This window comes from Georgenia yuyongxinii (assembly GCF_006352065.1).
Classification (GTDB): Bacteria; Actinomycetota; Actinomycetes; order Actinomycetales; family Actinomycetaceae; genus Georgenia; species Georgenia yuyongxinii.
Map to the genome: position 1 here is coordinate 2,672,584 of NZ_CP040915.1, position 25,631 is coordinate 2,698,214.

The window sequence follows — 25,631 nt, forward strand, 5'->3', positions numbered from 1 at the left end:
CACGTTAGCCCTGGTCGGCGTGGGGCTCGGCGAACCACATCACGGTGTCGCCGTAGGCGCGCCGCCCGGCCCGCCGCAGACCGGCGGGCCAGGTGGGCTCGGGGCTGCGTTTCGAGCGCTCGACGACCACGACGGCGTCCGGGGCCAGCCAGCCGTGGGCGGCCCCCGCGGTGCCGCGCGCGGCCAGGTCCGCGCCGTCGGGGCCGGCGCCGTCGGGACCGGCACCCTCGGCCAGGCCTGCAAGGAGGGCGAGGACGCCGGCGAGGTCGTCCTCGGTGACGTCATAGGGGGGATCGAGCAGCACCAGGTGCGCGGTTGTGGGCGGCCCGGCGAGGTATGCCTGCACCTTCGCGGCGACCACGTCAACCCGCGCACCCAGGCCGAGGGCGATGGCATTGCGCCGGCACAGGTCCGCGGCCGGCTTGGCGGCCTCCACGAGTGTCACGTGCTCGGCGCCGCGCGACGCGGCCTCCAGGCCAAGGGCGCCGGAGCCGGCGTACAGGTCGAGCACGCAGGCGCCATCGACCACGCCGAGATGCTCGAGCCTGGAGAACAGCGCCTCGCGCACGCGCTCGGACGTCGGGCGGGTGCCGTTGCGCGGCACCTGGAGGGTGCGCCCGCCCGCGCTGCCCGCGACGATCCTGGTCACCAGCCCACTCTAGGGTGGTCGCGGCAGGCCTTCTGGCACCGGCCGCGGGGCTGACCATGCGGAGCGTCCCGCGGAATGTCGCCCGCTCGAGCGGGTCGGCGTCGGCCACCAGCCGGATCATCCTCCCGGGATGAGCCCGCCCTCTCCCGGCGCGGCTAGCGTTTTCGACGCATGGACCGAGGGGAACCCGCGCCCTGGGCCTGACCGACGCCGCAAAGGAGTGGTTGTGATGGACTTCTGGGACGAGTTCTGGAACATCATCTGGTGGACGCTGTGGTTCACGCTGTTCATCGCCTACCTGTTCGCCCTGTTCGCGATCATCACCGACATCTTCCGCGACAAGACCATGAACGGTTTACTCAAGGCCGTCTGGCTGATCTTCCTGCTCTTCTTCCCGATCATCACGGCCCTGATCTACGTGATCGCCCGCGGGAAGAGCATGGGAGAGCGCAACATGGAAGCCGCGGCGGCGCAGCAGCAAGCGACCGAGAGCTACATCCGCGGTGTCGCGCGCCCGAGCGCCGCCGAGGAGATCGCCAAGGCGAAGGAGCTCCTCGACTCCGGAGCCATCACGGCGAGCGAGTACGAGGCACTGAAGGCGACGGCGCTGAGTGGTCGGCAGACCGCGGACATGAGCTAGCAGCAAGACCAGGCCCGGTCGGGGGGACCGCCGCGGTTCCCCCGACCGGTCTCTCGTGGCGCGGCCTGGTCCCCAGACCGTCATGCGGTGAGATGCGGACTGTCGGCCACCGCGGCGCGGTGAGGCTACGCGGCGGTGCGGAACCTGCTCGTCCGGTACCCGGGCGTCGGCGGGGCCACCCGGGCGCCGGTGGGCACGACGGTGTCCGGCGCGACCTCGGCGCGCCGGTCCAGCCGCGCCGAGGCACCGACACGCGCACGGTCACCCACCCGTGCCCTGCTCCCGACGACGGCGCCGGGCCCGATGTGGGCGTCCTTCCCCACGACCGCCCGCTCACCGACGATCGCCCATCGGTCGATCCAGGCCTGCGGCCCGACGTAGGCGTGCGCGTGCACCCGCGCGCCGGGGTCGACGTAGGCGCTCGCGTCGATGTAGGCGGTGTGGTGGACGACCGCCGTCGACTCGACGAGGCCGCCGCCGTTCTCGTGGTGGGAGTACCGGCGCAGGACGCCGTCGTCGTCCTCGAACTCGACGCGCTTGGCCCGCATGGCTCGCCCCCTTCAAGTCGTATGTCCCGAACCCGCAGGTCCGGTTTCGCACACCTGTTCAACGCACACCGCTGGGGCGGTGTTCCAGTCCGCCTGTTCGCCCGTGACGGCCGGCACGGGCGTTGGCGGCGGTCAAGCTCGCCGACGTACGGTGCGAGGAGTTCTCGCATGCCTTCGGGTGTGCCCGTCCGTCCTCAGGAGCGCCGCGTGCCAGTCCCCCTCTCGATCCTCGACCTCGCCACCGTCGACGGCGGCACGGCGGCGGACACCTTCGCCGCCAGCGTCGAGCTCGCCCGCCGGGCCGAGGGCCGGGGGTACACGCGGTACTGGTTCGCCGAGCACCACAACATGCCCACGATCGCCTCCTCCGCCACGGCGGTGCTCATCGGTCACATCGCCGCGCACACCACCTCGATCCGGGTCGGCGCCGGCGGGGTGATGCTGCCCAACCACTCCCCCCTCGTCATCGCCGAGCAGTTCGGCACCCTGGCCACGCTCCATCCCGGCCGGATCGACCTGGGCCTGGGCCGCGCGCCGGGCGGCGACCAGCACGTGTTCCGCGCGCTGCGGCGCGACCCGGCGGCGTCGGACCGGTTCCCGCAGGACGTGGTCGAGCTCCAGGCCCTGCTCGGCGACCCCGCACCGAACCAGCTGGTCCGCGCCATCCCCGGCGAGGGCACGCGGGTACCGCTGTTCGTCCTCGGTTCGTCGCTGTTCGGCGCGAGGCTCGCCGCCGCGCTCGGGCTGCCGTACTCCTTCGCGTCCCACTTCGCGCCGGCAGCGCTCGAGGATGCGGTGCGGGTCTACCGGGCGGAGTACCGCCCCTCCGCCGAGCACCCCGAGCCGTACGTGATCGCTGCGCTGAACGTGTTCGCCGCCGACACCGACGAGGCCGCGCAGGCGATGTTCACCGACAACCTTCGCCGGCGGGTCGTGCAGCTGGCACGCCCCGGCGTCGACCTGAGCCTCGCAGACGCGGACGCCGTCCTGGCCTCCCCCGCCGGGGAGCAGGTGCGCCAGATGCTGCGGTACTCCGCGGTCGGCGCCCCGGAGGCCGTGAAGGTGCAGGTCGCGGAGTTCGCCAGGCTCGCCGACGCCGACGAGCTCATCGTGGCGACCAACGCCCCGACGGCGGACCGGCTGCGGTCCTACGAGCTGCTCGCCGAGGCGTGGGGGCTGCCCGGCTGAGCCGGGTCTCTGCCCCACGGGCACGGTCAGTCGTGCTGGCGCTTGCCCACCCGGCCGGCGATCGCGACCGCCGCGGCGGCCAGCGCCGCCTGGACGGCGAGCAGCACCGGCGGGACCGCTCCCACCAGCAGGGCGACGAGGACCGGCACCGCGCACAGGATGGCCACGTCCGGGCCCTTGGACACCACGGTGCTCATCCCCGGCGGCAGGGCTCCCATCGGTGTGTGGATCAGCGGGCCGGAGAAGTCGGGCAGAGGGCGGTAGGCCGCCCGGACCGCACCCGCCGCCCACACCGGCGCCGACAGCACCCCGAGAAGCAGCCATGCCGCCGGGTCCCCGTACCGCAGCCCGATCACCGCGAAGACCGCCGCGGACCACAACACCATCGCCGCCACCGGCACGACGAGGCGCAGGCGCCGGACCTGGTGCTGCCCCAGCGGCAGCAGGGCGTCCAGCACCGGGGCGACCTGCGCGCGGCGGGCACCGTCCGCCGTCGCGAGTGCGCCGACGTACGCGCCGCCGACCAGCAGCACGACAGTGACCACCGGCACCGGCTGGGGCACGGCCAGCGCCAGGGCGGGCAGGGTCGCGGTGACGACGAGCTGAACCAGGTGGCGTGGGGTGCGCGCAAGCACCAGGGCGTCGGACGCGACCAGGACGGCCGGCGCTCGCCACAGCCGGGGCGCCCGGGCCAGCCAAGCCAGGCGGGCCGAGCGGCGACGCGCGGCAGGCTCGGCGCTCGCCGCCAGGGCACGGCCCAGCGCGCGGGTGTCGAGGGAGAGCACCGCACCGAGAGCCTCGCCGCCCACCGCGCCCCGCTCCTTCATCAGCGCCCCCCGCAACCGCGCGAGCCGGAGGTCGACCAGCACCGCCAGACCTGCCGCCACCACGACGGCGGCCACGGCCGGGACGGCGAGACGCGCGGGGACCGTAGGCGCTGGCAGCGAGCCCAGGGCCACCGCTCCGCCGACGATCGGCACGAGGGCGAGGCAGATGTCGGCCGCTAGACGGGCCCGGCGGTGCCGCGCTCGGGAGCTCTCCGTCAGCGCCATCACGAGCACCGTCGACGCCGCGACCGCACCGCCGAGGGCCACCGCCGCCGTCAGCGTCCCGGCGTCCGCCGCGGGCGCGAGCACGAGCGTGACCGCCACAGCCACGACCGCGCCGGGCAGCACCGCGACGAGCGGCCACCGGACCGCGGCCGGCCGCAGCAGGGAGCGGCGGTCCACCGGCATGGCGAGCCACCACTGCGCCTGGTGCTCCGGGACCGCGACGGGTCCCAGCCGGGCGGCGAGCCCGGCGATCCCTGCCACCGCCGCCAGTCCCACCAGGATCGCGAGCCAGTGCGGCGCCAGCACCAGCCCACCGCCGGAGACGGGCGGGGTCTCCGCGAGGTCGGCCCCGAGCTGGGCGGCCACCGAGACGGCGATCGCGACCGCCATCGTCACCGACAGCACGGCGGTGTACACGTCGCTGAGCAGGTCACCGAGCCCGCCCTCGGAGCGTCGGCCGGCGCGGTGCCGGCTCCAGCGGCGCACGGCGCGCCCGGTGGGGACGCGCACAGCCGATGCCTCCTGATGCACCGTGCTCACATGCGCTCGATGGCGACCGCGGCGGCGGCGGGCGTGAGGGGGCGGACCTCGTCCTCGTCGATCAGGAGCACCGCGGTGGCCGCGCCGGCGACGACGGCGGGATCGTGGCTGGCGATCAGCACGGCACGCCCGTGGTGCCGCTCGTCCACGAGCCGTCGGGTCAGCCTGGCGCGCATGCCGGCATCCAGCCGTTGTTCGGGCTCGTCCAGGACGAGCAGCTCGCGAGGGCGGGCGAACGCGGCCGCGAGGAGCAGCCTGCGCCGCTGGCCGGACGACAACGCGGCCGGCAGAGCATCGGAACGGCCCGTGAGGCCGAACTCCTCCAGCAGCCGGGCGGCGACGTCCGCGGCGTCGGCGACGCCGTGGCCGTAACAGGTCATCAGCAGGTGCTCGCGCACGGTCAGCGCGGGGAAGAACGCGTCGTCCCCGAGGTCGATCGCGACCTCGGTGCGAAACGTGGCGTCACGATCGTCCGGCGTCGCGCCCAGCACCTCCACCCGGCCCCGGACCGGCTCGAGCTGGCCGACCACCGTGCGCAGGAGCGTGGACTTCCCGGTCCCGTTGACGCCGACGACGGCGAGCACCTCCCCCGCGGCAAGGGCGAACGAGATCGGCGCGCAGACCGAAACCCCGTAGCCCACCTCCAGGTCGGTGGCCCGCACGATCGGGCGGCTCGTGGGTTCGCGCACCAGCCGAGCCTACGTTCGTGTCCGATTCGCTTCATGCTTCACCTTCGTCAACTCGGGGTTGACGCCGCTCGTACGTCAACCTACGGTTGACGCATGAGCGACTCGAACATCACCCCTCACCAACCACGCCTCGGCGACCTGATCGAGGCGGTCCAGCACTCGCAGCCGGAAGTCCTGGGCCAGCTCGCCCACGCAGTGGCTCTCGCCGATCACCTCGGCGAGCTGGCCGACCAGCTGATCGGTCACTTCGTCGACCAGGCTCGACGTTCCGGGGCGTCGTGGACGGACATCGGCGGGAGCATGGGCGTCACCAAGCAGGCAGCCCAGAAGCGCTTCGTGCGGAAGGACCCGGCTGTCGCCACGCCGCTGGACCCGAGCCAGGGCTTCAGCCGGTTCACCCCGGAGGCCAGAGCGGTGGTTGTGGGAGCCCAGGAAGCTGCGAGGTCGGCAGGCAACGACCTGATCCGACCCGCGCACCTCCTCCTCGCCCTGATCGACCAGCCCGACGCCCCTGCCACCAAGGCTGTCCTCGCCCAGGGGCTCTCCCTGGAGAAGGTCCGCCGGACCGCAACCGCCACGCTCGACCCCGCCGCGGGAGAGGTGCCGGAGATGATCCCCTTCGACTCTCAGGCCCGCCGGGTGCTGGAGCGGACCTTCGAGGTCGCCCAGCGGGCGGGCCACGACGACATCGGCACGGAGCACCTCCTGCTGGCACTGCTCGAGGTCGAGGACGGCACCGGGGTGCTCGCCGGCCTCGGTCTCGACAAGGCGGCGGTCGAGCAGCAGCTCAGCGCCACCGAGTAGCGCACTCGGGCCGCTTGCCCGGCCTGGTCAGAACCGCTGGAGGAACTCCGCCGTCTCCTCGTCGATGCTGGCCTCCAGGACCTCGGCGAGGTCCGGCTCGGTGGCCAGCGCCGGGTCCCGCTCGACGAGGGCACGGGCACCGGCACGAGCTGCGGTGATGATGTCGACGTCCTTGGTGACGGACAGCAGCCGCAGCGACGAGCCGCGGCCGGCCTGCGCGGCGCCGAGGACGTCGCCCTCCTTGCGCATCTGCAGGTCCAGGTCGGCGAGCCGGAATCCGTCAGTCGTCCCGGCGAAGGCCTGGACCCGAGCCATGGCCCGGCTGTCCTTCTGGGCCGTCGTCACCGCCAGGCACACGCCCGGCTTGGTGCCGCGGCCGATGCGACCGCGCAGCTGGTGCAGCTGGGACAGGCCGAACCGGTCGGCGTCGAGAATGACCATGACGGTCGCGGCGGGCACGTCCACACCGACCTCGATCACCGTGGTCGAGACGAGCACCGGTGCCGCGCCGGACGCGAACGCCGCCATGGCGGCGTCCTTGGCGTCGGTGGGCAGCTGGCCGTGCATCTCCCCGATCGTCACGCCGTCGAGGGCCGGCACCTGGCGGAGCAGCGCGGCCACCTCCTCCACGGAGGCGAGCGGGGGGCGGGGCGGACCGGACGCCCGGGGTGCGGCGTCGGACAGACCGCCTGTCGCGATGAGGTCCTCGGTGAAGGGCAGGTCGTCCAGGAGGTCGACGTCCTCGACCATCTCCTCCTCGCCCTGCTCGCTCTCGGTGGCGGTGATGCGCGGGCACACGACGTAGGCGCGGCCGCCGCCGTCGACCTCCTCGCGGATGCGCTGCCATACCCGCTCGACCCAGGCCGGCTTGCCGGCGGGCACCACGACCGTCTCGATCCCGGCGCGGCCGGCGGGCAGCTCACCGAGGGTCGAGGTCTCCAGGTCACCGAAGCTCGTCATCGCCACGGTGCGCGGGATGGGCGTGGCCGTCATGACCAGCAGGTGCGGTGTGCCGTCGGCCTTCGCCCGCAGGGCGTCGCGCTGCTCGACGCCGAAGCGGTGCTGCTCGTCGATGACCACCAGCCCCAGGTCGGCGAGCTGCACGTTCTCGCTGAGCAGGGCGTGGGTGCCGATGACGATCCCCGCCTCACCCGACGCCGCGGCCGCCAGCGCCTTGCGACGCGCGGGCGCGCTCAGCGACCCGGTCAGCAGGGTGACACGGGTGGCATGCTCGGCGCCGCCGAGCATGCCGGCCTCGGCGAGGGGGCCTAGCAGCGCGGTGACGGTGCGCAGGTGCTGCTGCGCAAGCACCTCGGTGGGTGCCAGCAGCGCAGCCTGCCCACCGGTGTCGACCACCTGCAGCATCGCGCGCAGGGCGACGACGGTCTTGCCGGAGCCGACCTCGCCCTGCAGCAGCCGCTGCATGGGCACCGGCTCGGAGATCTCGTCGGCGACGACCGCGCCGACCTCGCGCTGTCCGGCCGTGAGCTCGAACGGCAGCCGCGCCTCGAACGCCTCCCGGATGCCGGCCATCCGCAACGGGCGGGCCGTCGTCGGCCGGGACCGCATGGCGGCGCGACGCTGGGCGAGCGCGGTCTGCAGCACGAAGGCCTCCTCGTGCTTCATCCGGTCCTGTGCGCGGCGGACGTCGCCCATGCTGTGCGGTTCGTGGAGCCAGTGCAGCGCCTGGAGGACGCCCACCAGCCCGTGCTCCTCCCGGTAGGCGGCGGGCAGCGGCTCGGGCACGTCCTGGGGACCCTGCGCGGTGAGCACGGTCTGCACGGCCGTGGCGATCCGCCAGCTCGGGATGCTGGCGCCGGCCGGGTAGATCGGCACGGGCCAGTCCACCTTCTGCACCGCGGCGAACTCCTCGTCGAGGTCCTCGAAGGGCTCGTAGTCGGGGTGCGTCAGCTGCAGGGTGCCGCGGTACTCGCCCACGGTGCCGGTGAACATGCCGGTGATGCCGGGTCGCAGCCGCCGCTCGTGGAAGCTCAGCGTGCCGGCGCTCTTGCCGAAGAAGGTCAGCGTCAGGTGGTCGCGGCCGTCGGTGATGGTGGAGGTGAGGATCGCCCCGCGCTTGTTGCGCATCGGGCGCACCGAGGAGCCGGCCACCTGGGCGATCACCGTCACGTGCTCCCCCACGCGCAGGTCCCGCAGGGTGGTCAGCTTGCCGCGGTCGCCGTAGCGGCGGGGGTAGTACCGCAGCAGCTCGCCGGTGGTGGTCGGGCCGAGCTTCTCCAGCGCGGTGGCGGTCTTGGGGCCGACGGCGAGCTTCAGGGGCCGGTCCAGGCGCCGGTGGCGGTCGCTGACCACCGCCGGCTCGTGGCGTCCGCGGATGATGGGCTCGTTCACTCGACCCCCAGCTGCAGCGTCGGCGCGGCCTGCCCGCCCCGGACGATGACGACCTCGGCCTGCGGCGCCGCCTGCGCCACCAGCTCGCGCACCAGCTCGGCGACGTCGTCGTCCGCGCCCGCGCCGAGGAGGGCGGTGACCAGCTCGTCGCTCGGCGCGATGAGGGCGGCGACGGCGGAGGCGAGGGTGCCGTCGACGTCGTCGACCTCTGCGGTGCGGGTGCGCCGCACCGCCTGCTCGGCGAGCGCGGCCGGTGGGTGCCCCAGCCGTCCGGTGCCGAGCCCGATCTCGACGGCGGCGGCCAGGACCTGGACGTCGCTGCGGGTGCCGGCGCCGTGCAGCACCTGACGGCCCAGGTGCGGTGCGCCGCGGCCAGCCGCCGCGGCGGTGGCGGCCGCCTGGACGGTGGCCGCGACCGCGTCGTCACAGGGCAGCACCAGCACCTCGGACGCGCCGGTGTCGGCGGCTGCGCGGAGGATGCCTGAGGGGTCCTCCCCCGGGTCGAGCACCACCACCGCGCCGGTGCGGGCCAGCGGCTCGAGCAGTCCCGGGGCTTTCGTGCAGGCGACGACGCCGGTGCCGGCCTGTCGTGGGCGCGCGGCCGGCTCGACGTGGGCGGGGCCGCGCTCGCCCGGCGGGTGCGGGTCGGTCAGGAGCGGGCGCAGGTAGCGCACGCACACCTGCTCCACCAGGGCCGGCTCAGCCAGCGCGGCGAGGGGGGCGTCGGTGTGGACGTGGACCTGCCACAGCCCGGCGCCGGTCTCGTCCGACCAGCCGACGACGGCCACCGAGTGGGCGGTGCGCACCAGGTCGGCGCGCAGCGTCGCCGCCCGTGCGGCATCTGCCCGCAGCACGTACATGACCTCGAAGTCTCCGGCGGCGTCGTCGTGGTCGGCCGGGTCCGTCGGACCGGGCGTTCCCGAAGGTAGGGCCGAGGGCACCGGGCCCGCCGTGATCGTCAGCCCGGGCACGGCCGGCGATGTGCCGCCGCCGTCGATGTCCGCGAGCAGGGCCGCGGTGGCACGACGGGCGCCGGAGTCGGCCTCGCCCGCCACGACGTCCCGCAGCGCCCCGAGGAGCACCACGTAGCCCGCGGCGCCCGCGTCGACGGCCACGCCGTGCGCGCCCCGGGTGGCGGCCAGGGCGCTGCGCGCGGCTCCCAGCGACGCCTCGACCGTCCCGAGCAGCTCGCCGTGGGCGGTGCCGACGGCGGCGTCGGCCGCCTTGGTGGCGCCGTCGGCCGCGGCACGAGCGACGGTCAGGACGGTGCCCTCCACGGGGTGCCCGACGGCCCCCCGGGCCTGCCGCGCGGCGCCGTCGAGGGCGCGAGCGACGACGTCCGCACCGGCGGTGTCGGCGCCGGCGAAGGCCTCGGCGAGGGCTTGCAGGCACTGGCTGAGGATGACGCCGGAGTTGCCTCGGGCGCCCAGCAGCGCGCCGTCGGCCGCCGTGCGCGTGAGGGTGGCGAGCTCAACGTCGGCCGGCAGCTCCCGGACAGCCTCCGCGGCGCCGGCCAGGGTGAGAACCATGTTGGTGCCGGTGTCGGCGTCTGGCACCGGGAAGACGTTGAGCCGGTCCACCGAGTGCCGCACGAGGAGCAGGGAGCGCAGGGCGTGCTCGAACCAGGCCCGCACCGCGGCGGCGTCGAGCACGGCGAGCGGCGTGGGCACCTGCTCCTCCTCTTCGTCGGTAGACTTTCCAGCAGGTTAGTCGGTGCCACCGACACGGCCCGCGCGCCGGGTGGACACACGTTCCTGGCGAGGGTTGTGGCGGACGCCACGGCGCGGGCGGCCGGATGACGGTTGGGAGCAGCGCCCGCTCTCGGGTACTCTGTTCAGGTTGCCCGTCACACCAGGTTCTTGCCTGGCGCGGGCCTACCGAACCTAAGTGCGCGGCCGGCTTGGCCGCGCAGCAGCGAGAAGATCAGGAGAACGACCGTGGCTGCCACCTGCGACGTCTGCGGCAAGCGCCCGAGCTTCGGCAAGAGCGTCTCGCACTCCCACGTGCGGACCAGCCGCCGTTGGAACCCCAACATCCAGCGCGTGCGCGCCCTGGTCAACGGCGCCCCGAAGCGCGTGAACGTGTGCACCTCGTGCCTCAAGGCCGACAAGGTCACCCGCGCGATCTGACGCACCTAGTGAACAGGCCGCCACCTCTTCGGTGGCGGCCTTTTCCGTGTGTGAGCCCGGGGTGTCGCGGCGTCTTCACCCTGCGTCGGCACGATCCAACGCCCGCAGCACGATCGTCACAGTCGTCCGGCTCGACGGCGTGAGCCGGGCGCAAGTGTGACGGTATTGACGTGTCGGGCGGTGAACGGCCTGGACTGGTCCTCAGGCGAGCTCCCCGCGCACGATGCTGTCCCCGCTGTGCGCAGGGTTGCCGTCGATCGGTTCCTCAGAGACGTCGACGATGGCGAACTCCGCGAGATCGAGGCCGGCGGGCACCTCGAACTCCCCTTCTGAGCCGGCCAGCACCCCGAGGCTGACGAGACGCTGCAGGTCGGTGTCGATGAGCCACACCTCGCGGAAGCCCTCACCCGGCACGTCCGGCAGGTCGACGGTAAGCAGCCGCCGACCATCCACCTCGCGCACCGACGCCTCCCCCTCGGCCTGCCACCCGGGCAATGGCTGCAGCTGCGCCGAGGCGAGCACCTGGCCGCCGGGTGCGTCCTGGCCGAGGTTCTGCACCAGGACAGTTCCGCCGATGCCTGCGACGAAGCTGGCGGCGGCCACCCACACCACACGCCGGCGCCACCGAGACACGGCCGGCGCCGTCGCGGGGGCGGGTGATGGCGCAGGTGCCGGTGATGGCGCTGGTACCGGGGCCGGTGACGGCTCCGCCGGAATCTCACCTGGTGCGGTCGTGGCGGCAGCCTCCGTCTCGGGCAGCCCCAGCTCCGCGGCGATGCGCGTCCACACCGCGTCGGACGGACGCTCCAACGTGGTCGCGCCACTGCGGCCGGCGTGCGTGACGCGGCGCAGGGACGCCAGCTCCGCGCTGCAGTGCGCGCACGTCGAGACGTGGTCACGTACCTCCGGCCCGCCGACGTCCTCCCCGAGCGCCATGAGCGCGAGGACCTCCTCGTCAGGATGCGTCATCTGCCACCTCCAGCCGTACGCGCAGGCGCTGCAGGCTCCGCTTGATGTGGGACTTGACCGTGCCCAGCGGGAGCCCGATGCGCTCGGCGATCTGGGCGTGGGTGAGGTCCTCGTAGAAGGCCAGCGACAGGATCTGGCGCTGCGGGTCCCCGAGGCCCGCCAGGGCCTCGGCGACCATCACCCGGTCGACCAGGTGGGCGGTGTCGGGGTCGACGACCGGCTCGGCGGTCATGGTCGCGGCCTCTTGCGCCTGCCGCTCCCGGGAACGGCGTTCGTGAATGTCCGCCACGACGTGCCGGGTGATGCCGACCAGCCATGAGGCGAGCGGCGCTCGGTCCGGGTCGAAGCCCGACCGGCCGCGCCAAGCCGCGACGAAGACCTGCTGGGTGGCGTCCTCGGCGTCCGGGACGGAGCCGAGCGAGCGCAACGCCATGGTGTACACGAGCGGTGACCAACGCCGGTAGGCGTCGTGCACGGCTTCGGGGCCACCCCCGCGGAAGGCGGCGGCGAGGCGTTCGTCGGAGTCGGCGTCGACGTTGCTCACCTCCGTGGGGGGTGGGATCGTGCGTGCCGGCGGCACGGTGGGTCAACCTGCCACGAGGATAGCGGTGACGATGACGTTGTCCTCGTAGCTGCGACGCGCCTCGTTCCACTCCCCGCCGCAGGTGGCCAGCACCAGCCGCGGCTCGCCGTCGCGGCGGAAGTAGGGGGCGAGGTCCAAGGTGGCCTTGGCGAGGCGCTCGACGGCGACCACCTCGTAGGTCGCCTCGCTCCCGTCCGCGGCGCTCACCTGGACCGTGTCGCCCTGCGCCGCCCCGCGCAGGTCGAAGAAGGGGCCGTGCGGTGTGGCCACGGACCCCGCGTGGGCGGCGACGACGGTGGTGCCCGACTCAGGCGCCACCCCCGGTCCGAAGCGGTACCAGCCGCTGCGGGCGGCGTCCGGCGGGATCTCCATCGCGCCGTCGACGGTGACGCCGACGGGGTCCACCGGCATGTCGATCCCCAGGCGCTCGTACACCACGCGCGACGGCGGCCGCGCCGGTGCTGCCGCGGCGTTGCCGAGCGTGGCGGTGCGGATGTCGACGTCGCGCGCGGCGGGTGTAGCAGGCGCTGCCGGGGTAGGCGACGAAGGCGCCAGCTCTAACGATGGCGGCGCCGGCGCAGACGCAGACGAGGGCGTCGCCGACCCAGTCGCCTCGACCTGCGGCCCCGGGGGCTGCGCGGTGGCCGCGCAACCCCCGAGGACCACAGCCGCGACCACCGCGGTCAGCGGGAACCGCCTGCGCACGTCAGTCACGCGACGCCCGCTGCGGCGCCAGCCGCCGGGTGCCGACCACCGCTGCCGTACCGAGCACCAGCGCGAGCCCGGCCCAGAGTGCGGGCGAGAGGCCGCCGTCCTCGGGGACCTCGGTCAGCCCGGTGGGCACCCCCGCCGGGGCGGAGTGCAGGCCCTCGATCGCCTGCGTCGCGAGGGCGAGGTTGCCGTCCTCGAGGCTCCCCCAGGCGTACACGATGGTCGCGGCACCCTCCTGGACCGGGACGTCGGCCGGGCCGAGCACGGGGTCGGTGGTGCCGGTCGCGGCGATCGTGGCGCTCACCGTCGACGCGGGGAGATCGAGGGTGGCCTCGTCCGGGTTGGCCAGGTTGGTGATCACCGGGGAGCCCCCGGCGAGCACGTCGACCGCCGGGGCCGCGGCAACGTGCCGCACGACCAGACGGCCCTCGCCCGCCGCCGTCGGGGAGGTGTTGTTGGTGAACAGCGTCGCGGTCGGTGCGCCGTCCTCCCCGAGGTGCGCCGCGACGGTGTAGTTCCCGCCGGCGTCGAGCTGCAGGTCGACCGGACCGATGGCCGGGCTGGAGTCGTCGGTGGCGTCCGCGGCGGTGATCGCGACGGTGTAGGTGCCTGCCGGAAGCTCGAGCGGACCGGCGAGCTCGGACGGGGCGAAGTCGTCCAGGGTGCGTTCGCCGTTGACCCACACGTCGACGGTGAGGTCGGGGACGCCGTGCAGGACGGAGAGCGAGGCGCCGTCCTCCGTCTGGGCCTGGGCCGGTGCCCCGATCACGGCCATCGCCGCGGCGAGGCCGAGTGTGCCGAACCCGAGTGCTGCGTGCTTGCGCATGATGTTCCTCCGCGTTAGCGCCCCGAGGGGCGAGCTGATGTGACGGGAGGTATTCCCCGGGGAAGATGCATCTGGATGCACCGAGGACGCAGAAATTTTCGAGTGCATCGACCACGCCGGCCGGCTGGGCGGTTCGAGCTCGCCGGCCGATCGGTTCAGGCCCGCGTCGTCCGGTGTGCGTCGACCCAGGCGTCCGTCCTGGCGGCGAGCTCAGCCCGACGGGCGTCGTCGACGAACGCCGCCTCGACGCCGTTGCGCGCCAGCACCGCCAGCTCGTCGACCGAGAGGTCGAGCGCCTCGGTGAGGCGGTGGAAGTTGTCCTCGACGTAGCCGCCGAAGTAGGCGGGGTCGTCGGAGTTGACGGTGACGACCAGCCCGGCTTCCAGCATGCGGCGCAGCGGGTAGTCGGCGAGGTCTTCGACCACGCGCAGCCGCACGTTCGACAGCGGGCACAACGTCAGCGGCACCCGTTCGCGGGCGAGGCGGGCCACGAGGTCCTCGTCCTCGAGGGCGCGGATCCCGTGGTCCACCCGTTCCGCGCCCAGGACGTCGAGGACCTCCCGGACGTTGGCGGCCGGGCCCTCCTCGCCGGCGTGCGCGACGCGGCGCAGCCCGTGCGCGGCGGCGAGGTCATAGACGTCCTTGAACGGTGCGGCCGATCCGATCTCGCTCGAGCACAGCCCCACGCCGAGCACCGGGACGTCCAGACGCAGGATCTCCTGCAGGGACGCCATCGCCTCCGCGGCGGGCAGGTGGCGCAGGAACGTCACGATCAGGCCGGTGGAGATGCCGAACTCCCGCTCGCTCGCCACGAGCGCCTCGCTCACCCCGCGCAGGGCGACCTCGGCGGGCACGCCGCGGGCGGTGTGCGCCTGGATGTCGAAGAACACCTCGGCGTGGTGGACCCCACCCGCACGGGCACGGCCCAGGTACGCGCGGGCGAGGTCGGCGAAGTCCTGCTCCGTGCGGAGCACGGCCATGTTCTCGTAGTACAGGTCGAGGAAGCTCTGCAACCCGGTGAACTCGTACCGGCGGCGCAGATCCTCGACGTCGTCGTACGGCAGGGTCATCCCGTTGCGCTCGGCGATCGCGAAGATGAGCTCGGGCTCGAAGGTGCCTTCCAGGTGCACATGGAGCTCGACGGCGGGCATCAGCATCCCGACAGTATGGCCACGATCGGGCGGGACCGGGAGAAGTCGGGCACGCGCGGCGCCCGCACCGTTGTCCCGGCCGCCGCCCGCGTCCCCGCCCACGCCGTACCCGCGGCCTGCGGCCGCCGCCCGCGCCCTACCCCCGCGCAGTCCGCGCCCTACCCCCGCGCAGTCCGCGCCCTACCCCCCGCGCTGACCCAGGAGGACAATGACAGCCGACGGCGCCGCTCGCCCCGGCGCGAGGTCCACGGCGAGGAGGCCCGACGGACATGACTGAGATCGGCACCAGGTCCGTGACGGGCGCCGCGCTCGACGCCCTGGCCGACGGCTTTCGTGGGGAGCTGGTCACGCCCGACCATCCCGGGTACGAGGACCACCGGCGCGTGTGGAACGGCTCCATCGACCGCCGTCCGGCTCTGATCGCGCGGTGCGCGGGGGTCGCGGACGTCATCGCTGCGGTGCGGTTCGGGCGCGAGCGCGCCCTGCCCGTCGCCGTGCGCAGCGGCGGGCACAGCTTCCCGGGGCTGTCGGTGGTCGACGACGGACTCGTCGTCGACCTCTCCCTCATGCGTGGCACCCGGGTGGACCCCGCGGGCGCTACCGTGCGGGCCCAGGCCGGCGTGCTCCTGGGCGAGCTCGACCACGAGACACAGGCGTTCGGCCTGGCAGTCCCCTCCGGCATCGTCACCCACACGGGCATCGCGGGACTGACCCTCGGCGGCGGGATCGGCTGGCTCATGCGCAAGCACGGCCTGACCATCGACCGGCTCCGCTCCGTGGACCTGGTCACCGCCGCGGGCGACCTGGTCCACGCGGACGCCGAGGAGAACCCAGACCTGTTCTGGGGCGTGCGCGGCGGTGGCGGAAACTTCGGCATCGTCACCGAGTTCGAGTACGCGCTCGAACGGGTCGGCCCGATCGTGCTCGCGGGCCCCACCATGTGGGAGGTGGAGCATGCCGGATCGGTTATGCGGTTCTACCGGGACTGGATCGCCGAGGCGCCCGACGAGCTCATGACGATGCTGGTCCTGCGCCGGGCGCCGACCATCCCGGCAGTCCCCCCGGAGATCCAGGGCCGTCGGGTCGTCGTGGTCGTCTCGTGCTACGCCGGGGACGTCGCCGACGGCGAGCGCGTGCTGGCACCACTCCGCGCACACCGCCCGCCGCTGCTCGACCTGTGCAGGCCCCAGCCGTACCTCGCGCACCAGGCGCTGCTCGACCCGTCCTTCCGGCCCGGCTGGTCGTACTACGTCCGCAGCCATGACCTGGCCGGCCTGACGGACCCGGTGGTCGACATCTTCGCGGAGATGGGACCCCAGGTGGCCTCGCCCATCACCTCCGTGGGAGTCTTCCACCTCGGCGGGGCGGTGGCGCGCGTGCCGGCCGCTGCGACGGCCTTCGGCGGCCGCGACTCCGGCCACACGGTCAACATCAACGGCAACGCCAAGACACCCGAGGACTTCGACGCCGAGCGGGACTGGGCGCGCCGGTTCTCCGACGCGCTGGCTCCCCACGCGGTCGGTGCCTACTCCAACTTCCTCATGGAGGAGGGCCAGGACCGGGTCCGCCGGTCCTACGGGGCGAACTTCGGGCGTCTGCAGGAGCTGAAGCGGCGGTGGGACCCCGACAACGTGTTCCGCCTCAACCAGAACATCCCGCCGGCCGCCTGAGGATCGCCGCCCACGTCACGCTCCGCGCCGCGCTCAGCTGCGGAAGTGGTCCCACCCCGGGCGCACCGCGGGCACCGCGTCGCCCACAAGTACCGTGCCGGCGGGGTGCTCCGCCGACACCGCGGCCACCCGGCCCAGCACCGTGAAGCCCTCCGGCAGAGCCGTCCCCGCCGGGAAGGTGGCGAGCATGCCGTGGTCCTCCCCGCCGCCGAGCACCCACTCGGTGGGGTCGATCTCCAGGCGGGCGGCGACCCCCGCGAGCGCGGCGACGGCGTCCGGCACGCTGGTGGCGGGCGGGTCGAGGGTGAGGACCACCCCGGAGCGGCGGGCGAGGCGTCCGGCGTCGCGCAGCAGACCGTCGGAGACGTCCATCATCGACGTGGCGCCCGCCCGCGCGGCCGCGGGCCCGGCCGCGAGCGCGGGCCGCGGGCGAAGGAAGTCTCGGATGAGGGCCTCGTCCGAGCCGCCACGCCGGCCGGAGGCGAGCAGGGCGTGCCCGGCGGCGGCACGGCCGAGCAGCCCGCTGTGCGCGACGACGTCCCCGGGGCGGGCGCCCGAGCGCAGGACCGGGTCGCGGCCGGCGAGGTCGCCATGGACGGTCACGGCCACCACGAGCTGCTCCCCCGCGGACAGGTCCCCGCCGTCCACACCGACGCCGAGCGGCTCGCAGGCCTCGGAGAGCCCCCGGCAGAAGTCGTGCAGCCAGCTCACCGGGGTGGCCGGCGGCAGCACCATGGACACCACCATCGAAGTCGGCTCCGCGCCCATCCCGGCGATGTCGGCGAGGTTCTGCATGGCGGCCCGCCAGCCGACGTCGGCGCCGGTGCCCCACGCGAGGCGGAAGTGGTGCCCCTCGACGAGCACGTCGGTGCTCACGCAGAACCGGCCGTCCGGCGCGGCGATCACCGCGGCGTCGTCCCCGGTGGGCACCAGCGTGGTGCGCCCACGCGGCAGAAGGGGGACGAAGGACGCGATGAGGTCGTCCTCGCCGAGGTCGGCGACGGTCGGCCCGGCGGGGGTGGTCACACCCTCACCGTAGCGGCCGGGCCGCCGGCTCACCGGCGGACGGCGGGACGACGACGCGGCCTCGGGGGCCGGCCGGCGACAACCCGGGCCGGGGCGGCCCACGACGCCGACGTAGAGTGGGCGGGTGCCCCTCGCTCGTGCTCGGCGCCGTCCGCGCGCCCTCGTCGCCCTCTTCGCCGTCGCGCTGACCGGTGTGCTGGCGGGCTGCGGCTCGCCCGTGGAGGTGCCCCCGGGTGAGGCCGCCTCGGACCCGACCTGCGCACGGGTGCTGCAGGCCACCCCGGAGGAGCTGGGCGGGCTGGGGCGCCGTTCCACCACCGCTCAGGCCACGACGGCGTGGGGCGCGAACCCGGCCGTCACGGTGCGGTGCGGGGTCACCCCGCCCGGCCCCACCACCGACCGCTGCCTGAGCGTGGAGCACCCCGACGGCACGGTCGTGGACTGGATCCAGCTGGAGTCCGACGACGAGAGCTTCCCCGACCGGGCGAAGGACACCCAAGGCTCGTGGGCGTTCGTCACGTACGGGCGGGTGCCGGCGATCGAAGTGGTCGTGACCGCGGCACACGTGACCGGCCAGCCCACCGCGTTCCTGGTGGACCTCGCCTCCGCCGCCCAGATCAGCCCCGCCGAGCGGTTCTGCGTGGGCGCCGACGACGTGCAGTGACGCGGTCTCGCCGTCAGGACAGCTAGCGCAGCCCCGCGGGTCGCTCCAGCGCGAGCGAGACGAGCTCGTCGATCAGCTCGGGATAGCTCAGCCCGGACCGCTCCCACAGCAACGGATACATCGAGAACGGGGTGAACCCGGGCATCGTGTTCACCTCGTTGATGATCACGGTCGTGCCCGAGCAGAAGAAGTCCACCCGGGCCAGGCCCTCGCAGCCCAGCGCGTCGAACGCGCCCGCCGCGAGCCCGCGGACCCGGTGCGTGACCTCCTCCGGGAGCTCGGCCGGCGCGACCATGGTCAGCGGTGCGGTGTCGAGGTACTTGGTCTGGTAGTCGTAGAACCCGGCAGCGGGCGAGTCCAGCACGATCTCGCCGGGCACCGAGGTGCGCGGAGCGTCGTCGCCGTGGCCACCGAGGACGGCGCACTCGATCTCGCGGCCGTCGATCCCGGCCTCGACGATGACCTTGGGGTCGTGGCGCCGGGCCTCTTCGACGGCGGCCTCGACGTCCTCGGCACGCTCCACCTTGGAGATGCCCAGCGACGAGCCGGCCCGGGCCGGCTTGACGAAGACGGGGAACCCGAGGGAAGCGACGGCGTCGACCGCCCGGGCCTTGTCCGTGCGCCACAGGCGAGGCGTGATCACCGTGTACGGCCCCACAGGTAGCCCGTGCCCGGCCAGGATGACCTTCATGTAGTGCTTGTCCATGCCCGCGGCGGAGGCGAGCACGCCCGAGCCGACGTAGCGCGCGCCGGCCATCTCGAGGAGGCCCTGGAGGGTGCCGTCCTCCCCGAAGGGGCCGTGCAGCAGCGGCAGGACCACGTCGACCTTGCCCAGCTCGCGCGGCACCTGCCCCGGCTCGGCGACCACCAGGCCGTTCGAGTGCTCGCCCAGGGGCACGAGCACCTGGGCGTGGGCCGAGGTGATCTCGGCGCGGCCGCCCTCCAGCGGTGCGGGGTCGTCCGGGACGAGCACCCACTCCCCTGCCCGGGTGATGCCGATCGGCAGCACCTCGTAGCGGTCGCGGTCCATCGCGCGCAGCACGCCCGCGGCGGTGGCGCAGCTGACCGGGTGCTCCCCGCTGCGCCCACCGAAGACGACGGCGACCCGCACCTTGCCGGTCCCCTCGCCCTCTCGGCGAGGTACGGGGGTGGTCGTCTCGCCGGGTGCGGTGGCGTCGGTGCCGGGGTGTGCGGGTGCGGTGTCCATCGCCTGCGAGGGTACCTGGCGCTGGACGCCCGACCGCGCCACCGCGCGGCGGGCCTACCCTGACGCGTGTGACGCACCCCGACCTCGCCCCCGCCACGATCGCCGTCGCCGCCGGCCGGCCGGCCCGGCAGCAAGGTGCGCCCGTGAACGCGCCGGTGGTGCTCTCCAGCACCTACGTCTCCACCGGCACGCCCGGCGCGGAGATGCTCTACGCCCGGTACAACACCGAGAGCTGGCTGCCGCTCGAGGAGGCGGTCGGCGCGCTGGAGGCGGCCGGCCTTCCGGGCCTCGCCTTCTCCTCCGGCATGGCGGCCGTCGAGGCGGCGCTGCACCTGGCCACCCCCGGGACGGCGATCGTCGCGCCTCGGCACGCCTACCTGGCCACCCTCACCGCCGCCCGCGAGCGCACCGCCCGCGAGGGCGGCGTGGTCCGCGAGGTCGACATCGCCGACACCGACGCCGTCATCGCCGCCCTCGCTCCCGACGACGGCGCCCCGGCCTCGCTGCTGTGGATCGAGTCCCCGACCAACCCGATGCTCGAGGTGGCCGACGTCCCCGCGCTGGCTGCCGCCGCACGCGCGGCGGGCGCGCTGACCGTGGTGGACAACACGTTCGCCACCCCCCTGGGACAGCGGCCGCTGACCCAGGGGGCCGACGTCGTCGTGCACTCCGTCACGAAGTACCTTGCCGGCCACTCGGACCTGCTGATGGGCGCCGCCGTGACCGCCGACCCCGGGCTGCGCGAGCGGCTCCACGCCCGGCGCACCACCGGCGGTGCCGTCCCGGGTCCGTGGGAGGCGTGGCTGGCGCTGCGCGGGCTGCGCACGCTGGCCCTGCGCGTGGAGCGCTCGCAGGCCTCCGCGCTCGAGCTGGCACGCCGGCTCGCCGGGCACCCGCTGGTGGCCGCGGTGTCGCACCCCGGCCTGCCGAGTCATCCTCAGCACGAGCGTGCTGCGCGGCTCATGGACGGCTTCGGCTCCATCCTCACGCTGCGGCCGCGCGGCGGCGGCGCGACGGCCGACGCGCTGACCCGCGCGGTGCGCCTGTGGGTGCCGGCGACGAGCCTGGGCGGGGTGGAGTCCAGCCTGGAGCGGCGCCGTCGGCTGCCCGCGGAGGCGCCGACCGTGCCCGAGGACCTGCTGCGGCTGAGCGTGGGCATCGAGGATGTCGAGGACCTGTGGGCCGACCTGGACCAGGCGCTGCACGCCGCGGCGGCCGCAGGCTGACGCTCGCCGGGGCTGACGCCGGCTGCGCCGCAGGATCACAGATCTGCATCGACCCGCCGCGCGTGCGGGGCGGTCACCCGGCCGCCACGTACGGTGACCGGAGGCGGCTGCCAGCCGCGAGGGACGGAGGAGCCATGAGGACGTCGACCAAGGTCGCCGTGACCATCACCGTGGGCCTGGCGCTGACGCTGACCGCGTGCAACACCGACAGCGGTGACGAGCCGACCCCCGCGGGCGGCGCCACCACCACCAGCGCGTCCGAGACGCCGGCCGACGAGGCCACGGACGGCGCCACGTCCGGTGCGACGGACGGAGCCACCGGCGGCGACGGCACCGCGGGCCAGGCGGACGAGACCGACGAGCCCGACGTCGCCTTCGGCACCGAGCCGCAGAGCTCGGCGGACTGGCCCGGCTCGGGCGGCGACCTCCTCCCGGTGGGCGTGCGGGTGGGCGCGCACGAGGGCTACGAGCGTGTCGTGTTCGACCTCGAGGGCTCCGACTCACCCGGCTGGCGCGTGGAGTACGTCGACGCGGCCATCTCCGAGGGCAAGGGCGACGAGATCGATGTCGACGGCGACGCCACGCTCCAGGTGATCCTCACCGGTTTCCGCATTCCCGAGGGGCAGGCGGAGACCGACAAGCTCGCCATGGGCTCCTTCGACGCCGGAAGCGCCGAGGAGGTCGAGGAGGTGTACGTCTCGGGGATATTCGAGGGCCAGAACCAGGCGTTCATCGGGGTCGACGAGCAGGTGCCGTTCCGGGTCTTCGCACTCACCGACCCGGCCCGCGTCGTCGTCGACGTGCAGACGGCCGGCTGACGGCTCCGCCCGCCCGGTCCATCGGGCGAGCGCAGGCAGGTACGCCGAGCGCGGCTGTTCGCGCCCGACAACAGCGTTCGGGCGCTCTTGGTCAGTCCAGCCGGAAGCCGACCTTGAGCGTCACCTGGACGTGCGCGACGGTGCCCTCCTCGAGGTGGCCGCGCACCTGGGTCACCTCGAACCAGTCCAGGCCGCGCAAGCTCTGGCTGGCCTTGGCGACGGCGTTGCGGATGGCCTGGTCGACGCCGTCGGGCGATGTGCCGACGATCTCTGTGATCTTGTACGTGTAGTCAGACATGACGACCTCCCGGGCTGGGGTGCAGGTCGCCCCAGGTTCCCGCGGACCACCGGGTGCGGCAACCGCGGCACCGCCCACCCATCCCGCCGAACGGCCCGCCACGGCGGGGCGGGCTCACCGACCGGGTACGAAACGCCCGCCCGCCCGGTCAGGCGCGCTCGTGCTTGAGGGGCCGGTCCAGCAGCGTGCGCGTCATCTCCGTGACCGGGAGGCCCTCGTGCAGCACCGCGACTACGGCCTCGGTGATCGGCATGTCCACGCCGTTGCGACGGGCCAAGTCGAGCACCGAGCGCGACGACTTCACGCCCTCGGCGGTACCGCCGGTCAGCACGATCGCCTCCTCCAGGTGCTTCCCGGCGCCCAGGTGCGCACCGAGGGTGTGGTTGCGCGAGAGGGGCGAGGCGCAGGTGGCCACGAGGTCACCCATGCCGGCCAGCCCGGCGAAGGTGGCGGGCTGCGCCCCGAGGGCGGCGCCCAGGCGCGCGATCTCCGCCAGCCCGCGGGTGATGAGCGTGGCCTTGGTGTTGTCCCCGTACCCACGCCCCTGCGCCATCCCGACGGCGAGCGCGATCACGTTCTTCACGGCACCACCCAGCTCCACACCCACCACGTCGGTCTGGGTGTAGGGCCGGAAGTAGGTGGCCGCACAGGCCCGGGCGACCAGTGCCGCCACGGCGGGGTCCTCGGCGGCGACGACGGCGCCGGCGGGCTGGTGGGCGGCGATCTCCTTGGCGAGGTTGGGCCCGGAGACCACCGCCACGCGCGCGGAGGGCACCTGAAGGGCCTCGGCGAGGACCTGGCTCATCCGCAGGTCAGTGTCGAGCTCGACGCCCTTCATGAGGGAGACGACGACGCACCCGGGCGCCAGGGTGCCGGCGAGGGGCGCCAGCACGGCGCGGACGGACTGGGAGGGCAGCGCGACGACGAGCACCTGCGCGTCCGACACCGCCGCCGTCAAGTCCGTGGTGGCCGTGATGGACGCCGGCAGCTCAGCACCGGGCAGGTTGCGGGTGTTGCGGTGGTCCCGGGCGATCTCCTCGACCACCTCCGGGCTGCGGCCCCAAAGGCGGACCGTGGAGCCGGCGTCGGCCAGGACGGCGGCGAAGGTGGTGCCCCAGGCGCCGGTGCCCAGCACGGTGGCGCGCAGCGGTGTCTCGTCCGGCAAGCTCATCGGGCCTCCTCAGAAGGGGTCGGGGCGGCCGGGCGCTGCCGGCGGGCGGCGTTGCGGGCGGCCCCGCGCGCTTTGTGCGCGACCCGGGCGGCCTTGCGCGCGGCCCGGGCGGCGTCGTCGGCGGCGTGGGGATCGCCGTCGCGTCGCATGTCGTAGGGCTCGGCGGGCGGTGTCGCGCCGCGGATATCGGCGAGCTGAGCGGTCACGGCCGCCATGATCCGCCGGGTCGCCTCCTGCAGGACCTCCTGCTCGAGGGGCCGGTCGTAGAGATCGTCAAGGTTCACCGGTGGCCCGGCGACCACGGTGACGGGCTTGCGCGGCAGGGGCCGGAACGAGGACGTATAGGGCGGCAGCACGAGGTGCGCGCCCCACTGGGCGACGGGGATCACCGGCACCCGGGTGCGCAGCGCGAGCCGGGCCACGCCGGTCTTACCGCTCATCGGCCACATCGCGGGGTCACGGGTGAGGGTCCCCTCCGGGAAGACGGCGACGCCCTCCCCCGCCGCCAGCGCGGCCTCGGCGGCGACCAGCGCCTCGGCCGCCTGGGCGGTGCCGCGGTAGACCGGTATCTGGTCGAGGCGGCGCAGCATCCGGCCCAGCACCGGCACCTCGAACAGCGAGGACTTGGCGAGGAACCTCGGCGGCACGCCGTTGCCGTGGAGGAAGTGCGCGAAGGTGAGTGGGTCGAAGTTGGACACGTGGTTGCCCACCGCGAGAAACCCGCCCGCCGGGAGGTGCTCGGCGCCGCGCCAGGTGGGCACGGTGACCACCCGCATCACGGTCTGGAGGACGGCGGCGATGAACCGGTAGAACCCCGTCTGTTTGCGTGCCACTCGCACGATGCTAACCGTAGGCGTGGGTGCCTCAGATCCACCCGTGCCGGCGGGCCACGTGGACGGCCTCGTGACGGTTGGCGGCGCCCAGCTTGGCGGCCGCGGCGGAGAGGTAGTTGCGCACCGTGCCCGGGCTGAGGTGGGCGCGCTGGGCGATCTCCTCCACCGGCGCGCCGTCGGCGGCGAGCTCGAGCACGTCGGCCTCGCGCGGGGTGAGCGGGGAGTCGCCGGCGCTGATGGCCTCCGCGGCGAGCTCGGGGTCGACGTACCGGCCGCCGTCGTGCACCTGGCGCACGACGTCCGCGAGCACGCGCGCGGAGACTGTCTTGGGCAGGAACGCGGCGACGCCGCCCGCGAGCGCCTTCTTCAGGTAACCGGGGCGGCCGTGGCTGGTGACGATGACGCTGCGGCACCCGGGCACCTGCTCGGTGAGCTGCGCGGCGGTGGCGATCCCGTCCAGGCCCGGCATCTGCAGGTCGAGGACGGCGACGTCGGGGCTGTGCTTGCGGGCCGCCGCCACGGCCTCCGGGCCGGAGGCTGCCGTGGCGACGATCTCCAGGTCCTCCTCCAGCCCCAGCAGCCCGGCGAGGGCGTCGCGGATGAGGGTCTCGTCGTCGGCCAGGAGGATGCGGATCATTGAGCGTCCATCGTGCCAGTGCTCGCCACCGTCAGCGGCACGATGGCCTCGACGGTGAACCGGCCCGGCACCGCCGTCGCCGCCAGCTCGCCGCCGACGGCAGCGAGCCGCTCGGTGAGCCCGACGAGCCCCGACCCCGGCCGGCGGGTGGGGGCAGGCGTCACGCCGTCGTTGGTAACGCGGAGCCGGGCCACGCGGCCGTCTGGTCCGGGCCCGTCCGGCGCGACGGCGAGGTCGATCGTGCAGGAGGTGGCGCTCGAGTGGCGCACGACGTTCGTCACGGCCTCGCGCACCACCCAGGCCAGCGCCTCCTGCACCGGGTCCGGGACCCCGGTCGCGTCGCCGATGACGCGGGTGTGCACGCCCGCTGAGCGCAGCACGGACCGGGCGCCCTCGAGCTCGGCGGTCAGGTCGGCCGACCGGTAGCCGGCAACGACGCCGCGCATCTCCTTCAGCGAGTCCTGCGCCAGCTCGCGCACCTGGAGCATCTGCTCCACGGCGCCGTCCTGGCCCCGGCGGGCCAGCTCGGCGGCGAGCTCGCTCTTGAGGGCGACGGCGGAGAGGGTGCGGCCGACGACGTCGTGCAGGTCCCGGGAGAAGCGCAGCCGCTCCTCGGCGACGGCGAGCCGGGCGTGGACGGTGCGGGCGCGCTCCTGCTCCCAGACCACGCCGAGCATCCAGGCCGAGAGACGGAAGCTGATCGCCAGGCTGGCAACGATGAAGAAGGCCGAGACGATCCGCGGCACCAGGGTGGCGGCGTCGTCGAGGTCCGCCACGCCCGCCGCCACCGCCACCCCCACCGCGGCGAGCACGACGATCCCCGACCTGAGCTGGGGTGCCACCGCAAGCAGGGTGGTGCCAAGGGTGGTTGTCACGGCGACGGCGCGCCCGCCGAACGGGTCGACCCCGTCGGTGCCCAGCCCGGTCAGGGCGACGACCGCGGCGGCCACGGTGACGACGGCCAGGACGAGCACCCAGCGACGTGGCACGGGCGCTCCACCGAGCGCCCGCAACAGCGACCCCCGCGTGACGACGACCGCCGCGACCACCTGGGCGGCGGTGAGGACCAGGTAGCCGACGCCGACCACCTGGGTGGGCCGCTCGGCCCCGACCACGCCCACGGCCATGAGCGGCGGGACGGTCACGAGGATCAGGTACAGCGACCAGCGGGTGTAGGCGTCGAACCGCTCGGGGTCGGTGCGGCGGCGCCACGCGGCGAACATGCTCGTCATGAGGTCATCCTCTCCCTC

Annotated in this window: 26 protein-coding genes; 8 read left to right on the top strand and 18 right to left on the bottom strand. The window is 74.3% G+C overall.

Going from position 1 to position 25,631, the window contains the following annotated elements:
- Positions 1-4: 4 nt before the first annotated feature.
- Positions 5-649 carry an RsmD family RNA methyltransferase gene (locus FE374_RS12240; RefSeq protein ID WP_139929411.1) on the bottom strand — a complete coding sequence of 215 codons (645 nt, stop codon included), beginning with the start codon at positions 647-649 and terminating at the stop codon, positions 5-7.
- A 229-nt stretch (positions 650-878) separates the two neighbouring features.
- On the opposite strand from FE374_RS12240, the gene FE374_RS12245 reads away from it, so the two are divergent.
- Positions 879-1,289, top strand: a complete 411-nt coding sequence (locus tag FE374_RS12245) for an SHOCT domain-containing protein (protein WP_139929412.1) — start codon at positions 879-881, stop codon at positions 1,287-1,289.
- 125 nt (positions 1,290-1,414) lie between these two features.
- Here the strand turns inward: FE374_RS12245 and FE374_RS12250 are convergent, their stop codons facing one another.
- The gene (locus FE374_RS12250; RefSeq protein WP_139929413.1) at positions 1,415-1,837 is read right to left on the bottom strand and encodes a transferase; all 423 of its coding nucleotides are present in this window, start codon (positions 1,835-1,837) and stop codon (positions 1,415-1,417) included.
- 207 nt (positions 1,838-2,044) lie between these two features.
- Here FE374_RS12250 and FE374_RS12255 point away from each other — a divergent pair, with 207 nt between their 5' ends.
- Positions 2,045-3,025 carry an LLM class flavin-dependent oxidoreductase gene (locus FE374_RS12255; RefSeq protein ID WP_139929414.1) on the top strand — a complete coding sequence of 327 codons (981 nt, stop codon included), beginning with the start codon at positions 2,045-2,047 and terminating at the stop codon, positions 3,023-3,025.
- 26 nt (positions 3,026-3,051) lie between these two features.
- Here FE374_RS12255 and FE374_RS12260 read toward each other — a convergent pair whose 3' ends face one another.
- Together FE374_RS12260 and FE374_RS12265 are read right to left on the bottom strand one after the other, a co-directional pair.
- On the bottom strand, positions 3,052-4,587 hold the full coding sequence (locus FE374_RS12260) for a DUF6297 family protein (RefSeq protein WP_139929415.1): 1,536 nt from the start codon (positions 4,585-4,587) through the stop codon (positions 3,052-3,054).
- A 26-nt stretch (positions 4,588-4,613) separates the two neighbouring features.
- The gene (locus tag FE374_RS12265; protein ID WP_139929417.1) at positions 4,614-5,306 is read right to left on the bottom strand and encodes an ABC transporter ATP-binding protein; all 693 of its coding nucleotides are present in this window, start codon (positions 5,304-5,306) and stop codon (positions 4,614-4,616) included.
- 93 nt (positions 5,307-5,399) lie between these two features.
- Between FE374_RS12265 and FE374_RS12270 the strand changes: the two genes are divergently transcribed.
- Positions 5,400-6,110, top strand: a complete 711-nt coding sequence (locus tag FE374_RS12270; RefSeq protein ID WP_139929418.1) for a Clp protease N-terminal domain-containing protein — start codon at positions 5,400-5,402, stop codon at positions 6,108-6,110.
- A gap of 27 nt (positions 6,111-6,137) precedes the next feature.
- Here the strand turns inward: FE374_RS12270 and FE374_RS12275 are convergent, their stop codons facing one another.
- Both FE374_RS12275 and FE374_RS12280 read right to left on the bottom strand, forming a co-directional pair.
- Entirely contained in the window at positions 6,138-8,462 is a 2,325-nt protein-coding gene (locus FE374_RS12275; protein WP_330998411.1) for an ATP-dependent DNA helicase RecG, read from the bottom strand.
- Positions 8,459-10,132 carry a DAK2 domain-containing protein gene (locus tag FE374_RS12280; RefSeq protein WP_139929420.1) on the bottom strand — a complete coding sequence of 558 codons (1,674 nt, stop codon included), beginning with the start codon at positions 10,130-10,132 and terminating at the stop codon, positions 8,459-8,461. Before FE374_RS12280 ends, FE374_RS12275 begins: the two co-directional genes overlap by 4 nt.
- 267 nt (positions 10,133-10,399) lie before the next feature.
- Here FE374_RS12280 and rpmB point away from each other — a divergent pair, with 267 nt between their 5' ends.
- Complete coding sequence (rpmB, locus tag FE374_RS12285; RefSeq protein ID WP_139929421.1) at positions 10,400-10,591, top strand: 50S ribosomal protein L28; 192 nt, start codon at positions 10,400-10,402, stop codon at positions 10,589-10,591.
- Between the two features lie 201 nt (positions 10,592-10,792).
- Here rpmB and FE374_RS12290 read toward each other — a convergent pair whose 3' ends face one another.
- The 5 genes from FE374_RS12290 to FE374_RS12310 form a co-directional block, all read right to left on the bottom strand.
- Positions 10,793-11,560, bottom strand: coding sequence for an anti-sigma factor (locus FE374_RS12290; protein WP_139929423.1), 768 nt, complete (start codon positions 11,558-11,560; stop codon positions 10,793-10,795).
- Complete coding sequence (locus tag FE374_RS12295; protein WP_139929425.1) at positions 11,547-12,104, bottom strand: RNA polymerase sigma factor; 558 nt, start codon at positions 12,102-12,104, stop codon at positions 11,547-11,549. The genes FE374_RS12290 and FE374_RS12295 overlap by 14 nt, the downstream gene beginning before the upstream one ends.
- A gap of 42 nt (positions 12,105-12,146) precedes the next feature.
- Entirely contained in the window at positions 12,147-12,857 is a 711-nt protein-coding gene (locus FE374_RS20215) for a class F sortase (RefSeq protein WP_330998412.1), read from the bottom strand.
- Entirely contained in the window at positions 12,850-13,680 is an 831-nt protein-coding gene (locus FE374_RS12305; protein ID WP_139929428.1) for a DUF4397 domain-containing protein, read from the bottom strand. The genes FE374_RS20215 and FE374_RS12305 overlap by 8 nt, the downstream gene beginning before the upstream one ends.
- A gap of 155 nt (positions 13,681-13,835) precedes the next feature.
- Entirely contained in the window at positions 13,836-14,837 is a 1,002-nt protein-coding gene (locus tag FE374_RS12310; protein WP_139929429.1) for an adenosine deaminase, read from the bottom strand.
- Positions 14,838-15,100: 263 nt separating this feature from the next.
- Here FE374_RS12310 and FE374_RS12315 point away from each other — a divergent pair, with 263 nt between their 5' ends.
- Complete coding sequence (locus FE374_RS12315; protein ID WP_139929431.1) at positions 15,101-16,501, top strand: FAD-binding oxidoreductase; 1,401 nt, start codon at positions 15,101-15,103, stop codon at positions 16,499-16,501.
- 33 nt (positions 16,502-16,534) lie between these two features.
- Here the strand turns inward: FE374_RS12315 and FE374_RS12320 are convergent, their stop codons facing one another.
- Positions 16,535-17,527: a thiamine-phosphate kinase gene (locus FE374_RS12320; RefSeq protein WP_139929432.1), complete on the bottom strand. Its 993-nt coding sequence runs from the start codon at positions 17,525-17,527 to the stop codon at positions 16,535-16,537.
- Positions 17,528-17,651: 124 nt separating this feature from the next.
- On the opposite strand from FE374_RS12320, the gene FE374_RS12325 reads away from it, so the two are divergent.
- Positions 17,652-18,191, top strand: a complete 540-nt coding sequence (locus tag FE374_RS12325; protein WP_139929434.1) for a DUF3515 family protein — start codon at positions 17,652-17,654, stop codon at positions 18,189-18,191.
- A 22-nt stretch (positions 18,192-18,213) separates the two neighbouring features.
- On the opposite strand, the gene FE374_RS12330 is transcribed toward FE374_RS12325, so the two are convergent.
- Positions 18,214-19,398 (bottom strand): D-alanine--D-alanine ligase family protein, encoded by a 1,185-nt coding sequence (locus tag FE374_RS12330; RefSeq protein WP_139929436.1) that lies wholly within the window; start codon positions 19,396-19,398, stop codon positions 18,214-18,216.
- A 68-nt stretch (positions 19,399-19,466) separates the two neighbouring features.
- Between FE374_RS12330 and FE374_RS12335 the strand changes: the two genes are divergently transcribed.
- On the top strand, positions 19,467-20,624 hold the full coding sequence (locus tag FE374_RS12335) for a trans-sulfuration enzyme family protein (protein WP_139929438.1): 1,158 nt from the start codon (positions 19,467-19,469) through the stop codon (positions 20,622-20,624).
- Positions 20,625-20,758: 134 nt separating this feature from the next.
- Positions 20,759-21,442 carry an AMIN-like domain-containing (lipo)protein gene (locus FE374_RS19200; protein ID WP_168205678.1) on the top strand — a complete coding sequence of 228 codons (684 nt, stop codon included), beginning with the start codon at positions 20,759-20,761 and terminating at the stop codon, positions 21,440-21,442.
- Positions 21,443-21,533: 91 nt separating this feature from the next.
- On the opposite strand, the gene FE374_RS12350 is transcribed toward FE374_RS19200, so the two are convergent.
- The 5 genes from FE374_RS12350 to FE374_RS12370 all read right to left on the bottom strand — a co-directional run bounded on the left by FE374_RS12350 (position 21,534) and on the right by FE374_RS12370 (position 25,613).
- Complete coding sequence (locus FE374_RS12350) at positions 21,534-21,740, bottom strand: dodecin (protein WP_139929443.1); 207 nt, start codon at positions 21,738-21,740, stop codon at positions 21,534-21,536.
- A 148-nt stretch (positions 21,741-21,888) separates the two neighbouring features.
- Complete coding sequence (locus FE374_RS12355) at positions 21,889-22,911, bottom strand: NAD(P)H-dependent glycerol-3-phosphate dehydrogenase (RefSeq protein ID WP_139929444.1); 1,023 nt, start codon at positions 22,909-22,911, stop codon at positions 21,889-21,891.
- On the bottom strand, positions 22,908-23,744 hold the full coding sequence (locus tag FE374_RS12360; RefSeq protein WP_139929446.1) for a lysophospholipid acyltransferase family protein: 837 nt from the start codon (positions 23,742-23,744) through the stop codon (positions 22,908-22,910). The genes FE374_RS12355 and FE374_RS12360 overlap by 4 nt, the downstream gene beginning before the upstream one ends.
- A 31-nt stretch (positions 23,745-23,775) precedes the next feature.
- On the bottom strand, positions 23,776-24,381 hold the full coding sequence (locus FE374_RS12365; protein WP_139929448.1) for a response regulator transcription factor: 606 nt from the start codon (positions 24,379-24,381) through the stop codon (positions 23,776-23,778).
- Positions 24,378-25,613 (bottom strand): sensor histidine kinase, encoded by a 1,236-nt coding sequence (locus FE374_RS12370; protein WP_139929450.1) that lies wholly within the window; start codon positions 25,611-25,613, stop codon positions 24,378-24,380. Before FE374_RS12370 ends, FE374_RS12365 begins: the two co-directional genes overlap by 4 nt.
- Positions 25,614-25,631 lie beyond the last annotated feature (18 nt).

Bases quoted from the DNA above. Each gene is read 5' to 3' on its own strand.
- FE374_RS12365 (WP_139929448.1), bottom strand. From the start codon at position 24,381: ATGATCCGCATCCTCCTGGCCGACGACGAGACCCTCATCCGCGACGCC.
- FE374_RS12270 (WP_139929418.1), top strand. From the start codon at position 5,400: ATGAGCGACTCGAACATCACCCCTCACCAACCACGCCTCGGCGACCTG.
- FE374_RS12305 (WP_139929428.1), bottom strand. From the start codon at position 13,680: ATGCGCAAGCACGCAGCACTCGGGTTCGGCACACTCGGCCTCGCCGCG.
- FE374_RS12290 (WP_139929423.1), bottom strand. From the start codon at position 11,560: ATGACGCATCCTGACGAGGAGGTCCTCGCGCTCATGGCGCTCGGGGAG.
- FE374_RS12330 (WP_139929436.1), bottom strand. From the start codon at position 19,398: ATGGACACCGCACCCGCACACCCCGGCACCGACGCCACCGCACCCGGC.
- FE374_RS12355 (WP_139929444.1), bottom strand. From the start codon at position 22,911: ATGAGCTTGCCGGACGAGACACCGCTGCGCGCCACCGTGCTGGGCACC.
- FE374_RS12315 (WP_139929431.1), top strand. From the start codon at position 15,101: ATGACTGAGATCGGCACCAGGTCCGTGACGGGCGCCGCGCTCGACGCC.
- FE374_RS12350 (WP_139929443.1), bottom strand. From the start codon at position 21,740: ATGTCTGACTACACGTACAAGATCACAGAGATCGTCGGCACATCGCCC.
- FE374_RS12245 (WP_139929412.1), top strand. From the start codon at position 879: ATGGACTTCTGGGACGAGTTCTGGAACATCATCTGGTGGACGCTGTGG.
- FE374_RS12370 (WP_139929450.1), bottom strand. From the start codon at position 25,613: ATGACGAGCATGTTCGCCGCGTGGCGCCGCCGCACCGACCCCGAGCGG.
- FE374_RS12250 (WP_139929413.1), bottom strand. From the start codon at position 1,837: ATGCGGGCCAAGCGCGTCGAGTTCGAGGACGACGACGGCGTCCTGCGC.
- FE374_RS19200 (WP_168205678.1), top strand. From the start codon at position 20,759: ATGAGGACGTCGACCAAGGTCGCCGTGACCATCACCGTGGGCCTGGCG.
- FE374_RS12310 (WP_139929429.1), bottom strand. From the start codon at position 14,837: ATGCTGATGCCCGCCGTCGAGCTCCATGTGCACCTGGAAGGCACCTTC.